Origin of the sequence: Mesorhizobium sp. M5C.F.Ca.IN.020.29.1.1 (assembly GCF_003997375.1) — a bacterium.
GTDB classification, from domain to species: domain Bacteria; phylum Pseudomonadota; class Alphaproteobacteria; order Rhizobiales; family Rhizobiaceae; genus Mesorhizobium; species Mesorhizobium wenxiniae.
The window spans coordinates 1-5,904 of record NZ_RZSW01000406.1; the positions used below are offsets into that span (position 1 = coordinate 1).

9 protein-coding genes are annotated in these 5,904 nt (G+C 60.1%); 4 read left to right on the plus strand and 5 right to left on the minus strand.

What is annotated here, in order from left to right; genetic code table 11:
- The 4 genes from EOA85_RS25470 to EOA85_RS39300 all read right to left on the minus strand — a co-directional run.
- A partial coding sequence (locus EOA85_RS25470) for a PAS domain S-box protein (protein ID WP_348627928.1) occupies positions 1–1,142 on the minus strand: 1,142 nt, incomplete at its 3' end.
- 168 nt (positions 1,143–1,310) lie between these two features.
- Positions 1,311–1,475, minus strand: a complete 165-nt coding sequence (locus EOA85_RS25475) for a DUF3309 family protein (RefSeq protein WP_065007862.1) — start codon at positions 1,473–1,475, stop codon at positions 1,311–1,313.
- A 375-nt stretch (positions 1,476–1,850) separates the two neighbouring features.
- A complete protein-coding gene (locus tag EOA85_RS25480) occupies positions 1,851–2,072 on the minus strand; it encodes a hypothetical protein (RefSeq protein WP_029356010.1) in 222 nt (73 codons plus the stop codon).
- 8 nt (positions 2,073–2,080) lie between these two features.
- Positions 2,081–2,263, minus strand: a complete 183-nt coding sequence (locus tag EOA85_RS39300) for a hypothetical protein (protein ID WP_127211609.1) — start codon at positions 2,261–2,263, stop codon at positions 2,081–2,083.
- Between the two features lie 172 nt (positions 2,264–2,435).
- On the opposite strand from EOA85_RS39300, the gene EOA85_RS25490 reads away from it, so the two are divergent.
- Complete coding sequence (locus tag EOA85_RS25490) at positions 2,436–2,867, plus strand: hypothetical protein (RefSeq protein ID WP_095519845.1); 432 nt, start codon at positions 2,436–2,438, stop codon at positions 2,865–2,867.
- A 112-nt stretch (positions 2,868–2,979) separates the two neighbouring features.
- On the opposite strand, the gene EOA85_RS39305 is transcribed toward EOA85_RS25490, so the two are convergent.
- Positions 2,980–3,267 (minus strand): hypothetical protein, encoded by a 288-nt coding sequence (locus EOA85_RS39305; RefSeq protein ID WP_245486001.1) that lies wholly within the window; start codon positions 3,265–3,267, stop codon positions 2,980–2,982.
- 450 nt (positions 3,268–3,717) lie between these two features.
- Here EOA85_RS39305 and EOA85_RS25500 point away from each other — a divergent pair, with 450 nt between their 5' ends.
- The 3 genes from EOA85_RS25500 to EOA85_RS25510 form a co-directional block, all read left to right on the plus strand.
- Positions 3,718–3,924 carry a hypothetical protein gene (locus EOA85_RS25500; RefSeq protein WP_029356015.1) on the plus strand — a complete coding sequence of 69 codons (207 nt, stop codon included), beginning with the start codon at positions 3,718–3,720 and terminating at the stop codon, positions 3,922–3,924.
- Between the two features lie 63 nt (positions 3,925–3,987).
- Positions 3,988–5,394 carry a Do family serine endopeptidase gene (locus EOA85_RS25505; RefSeq protein ID WP_127211610.1) on the plus strand — a complete coding sequence of 469 codons (1,407 nt, stop codon included), beginning with the start codon at positions 3,988–3,990 and terminating at the stop codon, positions 5,392–5,394.
- Between the two features lie 156 nt (positions 5,395–5,550).
- A partial coding sequence (locus tag EOA85_RS25510) for a DUF2267 domain-containing protein (RefSeq protein ID WP_127211611.1) occupies positions 5,551–5,904 on the plus strand: 354 nt, incomplete at its 3' end.

Genomic DNA, 5,904 nt, shown 5'->3' on the forward strand with positions numbered 1-5,904 from the left:
CTACTGGACAGCGCTCCATGTTTTGCCGAATTGGTGGCGAGTTCGTGGAAGGCGATACCGAGATACTGGACGGCGTTCGGCTGCAGTATCACCATTGGCCCGGCCATCGACACGCGGGACTGCGCTGCAAAAGCCTTGAGCTGTGCCTGGATGAGCTCGCCGACGGTCGCCCCGCGCCACTCGGCATTGACCAGGAGATCGTGGGATTCCGAAAGCGCCATGATGCGCTCCCGAACCTGCCCGAGGAAAGCCTCAGGTGTGCTCGTCAGCCTGCTGGTCTCGCGGATCATCGAGATGATGACCGAAAACTGGTTCTTCACCCGATGATTGACCTCGCGCATGAGCAGACGGATGCGCCGCTCGTTCTCCTTGTGAGAACTGATGTCGCGCGCGATCTTGGAGGCGCCGACGACCCGCCCGATCCCGTCGCGGATCGGCGAGACGGTGAGCGAGACCGAAACGAGCGTGCCGTCCTTGCGCAGGCGCATCGTCTCATAAGAGGGGACGCGTTCGCCGGCGCGGATGCGGCTGATGATCGAGACTTCCTCGTCGAGACGGTCGGGCGGAATGAGCATCGTCACCGGCCGGCCGACCGCCTCGGCAGGCGTGTAGCCGAACAAGCGCTCTGCAGCATCGTTCCAACTGGTGATGATGCCATTCATGTCCTTCGACACGATGGCGTCCATCGACGACTCGACAATGGCGGCAAGACGCATGCGGGCTTCATCGCCCAGCTTCTGGGTGCGCAGGTCGAGCAGCGTGTTGATGGCACCGACAACATTGCCCGCTTCGTCGCGAAGCAGGCGTGGGTGAGCCCTGAACGGGACGAGTTCGCCGTCCGGCCGCTCCGCAATCGCCTGGTCCCATGAGACATCCCGTCCTTCGCGCAGCGCCACGGCCATCGGACACTCGCCATGTGCCATATCCCGACCGTCGAGATGACGAAGTTTCCACGAACCGCACCATAGGTCCCGACCGATAACGGGACGATGGCCCCAGAGCTCAGCTGCGGCTTCGTTGAAGAAGGTGATGCGTCCCTGCCCGTCGACGGAGTAGATGGCGACCGGCAGTGCCTGCATCAGATCGGCAGCGGGAATGCCCGGAACTCCGAGGCCGACATCGGCTTGTTCAACGAAGTTCACTTATGGCGCCATTCTCGTGGATTTCCGAGCGGCTATAATGCACTTGAGCGATTTCGGTTCCGTCCGGGCAGTCACGTGCGCCCCCTTTGCCTGCAGCCGCCACATTCCTGGACAAGGTACTAAGCGACACAGGATCACCCTGAAGTTATCGGGCTAATCGAGCGGACACTAGATGCGTCCGAGAAGGACCAGGATAATGACGATGAGTAGCACGAGACCGAGGCCGCCGCCACCATAATAGCCGGTGCCGTAGAACGGCCCGCCACCCAGACCGCTGAACCCGCCAAGCAAGACAAGGATCAAAATGATGATGAGTATGGTGCCGAGGGTCATGGTGGTTCTCCCATTCTTGCGCTGCCGCGCCATACAAGGGCACGTCCATGCGCCTGTTGATGACGGTATGAACTCCCAGAAGGGGCTTCCTGTTCCACCGGAAGTAGCATCGTGTCGCTCGTCTAGCGGGAAAAAGCCTGTCGCCCGCCGGCCGGGAGCCAGCGGGCAACAGGCTTTCAGCCTCGGACCACCTGGAGGGACGGGCAATCACAGCAGGATGCCTGACGGGCCGAAGTTTCGGCGATAGGGCAAAAAAGCCACAGCCACTGCCGAGGCGGTGCTCACAATCAGACGACCTGATGATGTTTGGCACTTCGCCATTTTCAGCAGAAATGCGAGGTGCCGGGCCGCAGGCTTCGGGACGTGAACAACCTTTCACCTTGCTTGGTGTGCCGGTCGGGTGCCGCCGCCCTTCTTTTCCGAGTCATGAGTATGGTGGCTGTCGCGTTCGCCTCCACCGCCGGAGATCTTGCTGCGGCTGCGCTGATCGGAATCGGCTGGCGGCTTTTCTATCACCAGCGGCTTCTTGGCATTCTCGTGCGATGCCCCAGGACCGCCATGGCGGATGCTGGCGCGGGTCTTCTTCGACGTAGACATGAAATCACCTAACGGTCCTGCTGGTAGCCTTGATGGGTCGTATTGACCCTAGTGTTGCCCTGCTGGCCCTGTTTGTCGGGATCTGGGGCGGAACGGCCGTGCTGCGTTTGGTCGACGGGAATCGACTTCTTATCGCCCGGACCCTTAGGGCTCTTGTTCTCTGCCGGAACGGGTGGTGGTTTTGTGCTCATGACGTTCTCCTTTCACTAGCCAAAACAAGCAGGCCCCCGAGAAGGTTCCTGATAAGAACCCCTGCGAGGGGCAAACTCCTAAACATCGCCAATTCCGGCCTTGTCGGCGCGTCGCAGCGCAATAATCTTCTGTGAGGGCGTGGGCGCTTCGACCTATTGAAAGGAGCCGACCATGAAACACCAAACACTCGAGCAACTGCAGACAATTGCAACAGTTGAGCCCTCGGCGACATACCCGACCATGTCTCGGACACAACGGATCGAGCGTTGGGCAAAGCTTCTCGAGCAAAATCCACGGCGTTGCCTCGGAGCGCTTTCAGGCACCGAATATCTCAGTCCTGAAGCCCGTGCCGTAGCGCGTGGCGCGGGGTCGCCGATCACTGTTGCCTATGAGGATCCGGTGCTGCGCGCCATGGGTCTGAAAGATGACACCTACGGTGAGGCAAAGCGCTTCTTCGAGCTGAGTGACTGGCAGTTGCACAACATCGTCTGTCACTGCCACGTCGGTGCTACGATGCAAGCGCGATGGGCTGCCGCCAGAGTTCGCCGGACAATTACCGGCAACAGACTTCTGGCTTGGCTGAGGGCAAGGTTTGTGCATTGAGGCCAGCGCAGAACGGTGACGACAAGTCTTGATCGTTCTCGTTAGCGGCTGGCCGCCAGATGCTGGTGGCATCGCCGGCAACGCAGTGGATCGTGGAGCGAATGCCGTGCTTTCAGAGCGGCCGGGTGAAGATTTCATGCTCGCCCGGTCGGGCCCTTTGTCGGCGACCGTATACCGTATAGAGAAGCAATTTCGAGCGCCCTCTTAAGTGAACACAGCCCGCGCTCATACGATCCATGCCACCACATGTGCATCCTCGCGGGGCGAAATCGAAATCCTCGGCAGCAACAGTCGTCACGACAAATGCGCCCGCAGCCTTGGCAAACTGAATCGCCTGATGCCCGACAACGCCGGCGCCGCCATGGACGAGAACCCGCTGCCCGGATTTGAGGGTCGCCATGGTCGAAAAGCCCCTGCCATGCTGTAATGCCGGCAAGCCGCACGGCGGCGGCTTCCACATGGCTTAGACGTTCCAGTTTTGCTGCCGCTTCCGTCGCCTTGACCACGACGTATTCGGCGTTACCGCCGCGGTCATTGCCAAGCATGGCAAAACGTCGGATCGCCCTTCTTCAAAGTTGCGCCCGCGTGCCAGACAGCTCCACCACGCCCGATAGATCGCGGCCGAGCGTAACGGGCAGATCCCCGCCCGCCGGATTGCGAGCTGGAAGTTCCGATGATTTCCGGGACCGGTCGTGCTTATTCAAAGACCGTTCTCTCGGGCTCTACGAGAGACCCCTTGCGCAGAGATCATCCTGTGAGATTCCCGCAATCTCGTCAGGGAACTTTTCTTGAGGGACATGGTTGAAATGTGCGGTCGAAAGAACCCGGGCCCGCGCCAAGGAGATTCGCCATGAAGCTTCGCGAGTTGATGGACCAAGTAAAGGATCTGCCACCGGATACTCTGGTCTGTGCCGCCGAGATTGACGAAGCCTTTGCAGCCAATATCGCTGGCATAGAAACAATAGAAAGCGCCCGGATCGAAAGCCGCAAACCGGACGGCACCGAAGCTGTCGAACTCGCCAACGGGAACGACAAGGTTGTAGTAATCCGCTGGTGAACCGCTTTCTCATGCTGGAGCTGTCGCATGCTTGATCACTGAACGCTGGAGGAGTCGCAGACCATGTTTCCGGTTTTGAACAAAAGACTTTGCTCCGGCCTGATCGCCGGAACTCTGATGCTCTCGGCCGGCGGCTTTGCTCCGCTCGCAGCCCAGGAAATCCCGAACGACTTCACGGCAATCGTGCGCGAGAAAATTCCGGCCGTGGTCGCAATAACCACCCGACAGATTATCCAAGACCAGGCGACGTTGAACGACCTTCTTAGTCCTTTCTATGGCCGCGGCCTGGGACCGGCTCAACCGCGGGTGCGAGAGGCACTTGGCTCCGGCTTTGTGATCAGCCCCGATGGATACATTGTCACCAACAACCATGTCGTTGCCGATGCCAGCGAAATTCATGTCGTATTCTCCGACAAGGAGACGCTGCCTGCGCGGCTCGTCGGCCGCGATGCGGCAACCGACCTCGCGGTGCTGAAGATCGACCCACGGCCCAACATGACAACCACCGCCTGGGGTGACTCAGATGCAGTACAACCCGGCGCATGGACTATCGCGATCGGCAGTCCGTTCGGACTCGGTGGGACCGTCACCGTCGGCGTGCTTTCGGCCCGTTCGCGCGACATCAATGCCGGTCCATACGACGACTTTCTCCAGACCGACGCCTCAATCAATCGCGGCAATTCCGGCGGCCCGCTGTTCAATGCGCGCGGCGAAGTGATCGGGGTCAACACGGCCATCGTATCTCCCACAGGTGGCAGCATAGGGATTGGCTTTGCGGTACCATCCCGCACCGCCCGCAACATCGTCGACCAGTTGATCCGCACCGGCCGGATCGAGCGCGGCTTCATCGGAGTACGTCTCCAGGAGATCACGCCGTCGATTGCTGAGGCGCTTGGAATACCCGACAGCAAGGGAGCGCTGGTCGCTTCGGTCGAACCCGGCAGTCCGGCGGAGCAGGCAGGCATACAGGCAGGAGACGTGATTACACGCTTTAACGGCAAGGACATCCAGAACGTCCACGATTTGACGCTCGCGGCTGCGAGCCAAACGCCGGGAACAAAAACGACGCTGACAAGAAATCGTGGAGGCAGCCAACAGGAAATAGCTCTGACCATCGGACAGCGCAACGATGAGGAGCAACAGACCGGCGCCGTTCCAAAGTCGGAAACGGCCGACACACGTCTTGGTTTGTCGCTCAGCCCAATCCCGGATGAGGCGCGCCAGCAGCTCGGACACCAGCCGGACATTACGGGCGTATTCGTGCAAGAAGTGGCCCCCAACGGCCTCGCCGCCGAAAACGGCATTCAGCGTGGCGATGTGATCGTCTCGGCCAACAACCGGAACGTGACGCAGCCGTCGGACATCCAAGAGGAGTGGTCGAAATCGCGCCAACAGAACAGGCCCATATTGTTCCGCATCAACAGGCAAGGACAATCGCTTTTCGTTGCCGTCGCCATGGCCAAATCTTGACGGGGCAATTTTGGCGGAAACACACGTAGCGAAAGCTTGGCCGGATTGATCACACGCCTCGCGAGAGACGGCCTTTAAGCTGGGGGACGGGAACAACAGCCGACCCACGGTCGTTTCGTCTGATGAGTCGTTTAAACCGTTGAACAGGAGGCTTCGATGAGCGCCACCGGACTCGACGTATTCGACAAGACGCTGCAGACCACAAACATCTGGCTCGACGAGATCATGGCCGAGATGGGACCGGATCGGCAGATCGCATGGCATGTTCTTGGAGCGGTGCTGCACGCGCTGCGAGACCGCATGCAGCCGGATCTTGCAGCCCACCTCGGCTCGCAGCTGCCGATCCTAGTACGCGGCGCCTATTACGACCAATATCAGCCTTCCAAGACGCCCGAGAAGTTGCGGTCGCTCGATGAGTTTCTCGCCAAAATCAAGGCGGAGCTGGAATTCACCCGGCCGGTCGATTCCAACGATGCATTCAGGGTCGTATCCAAGGTGCTCGTTCACCAC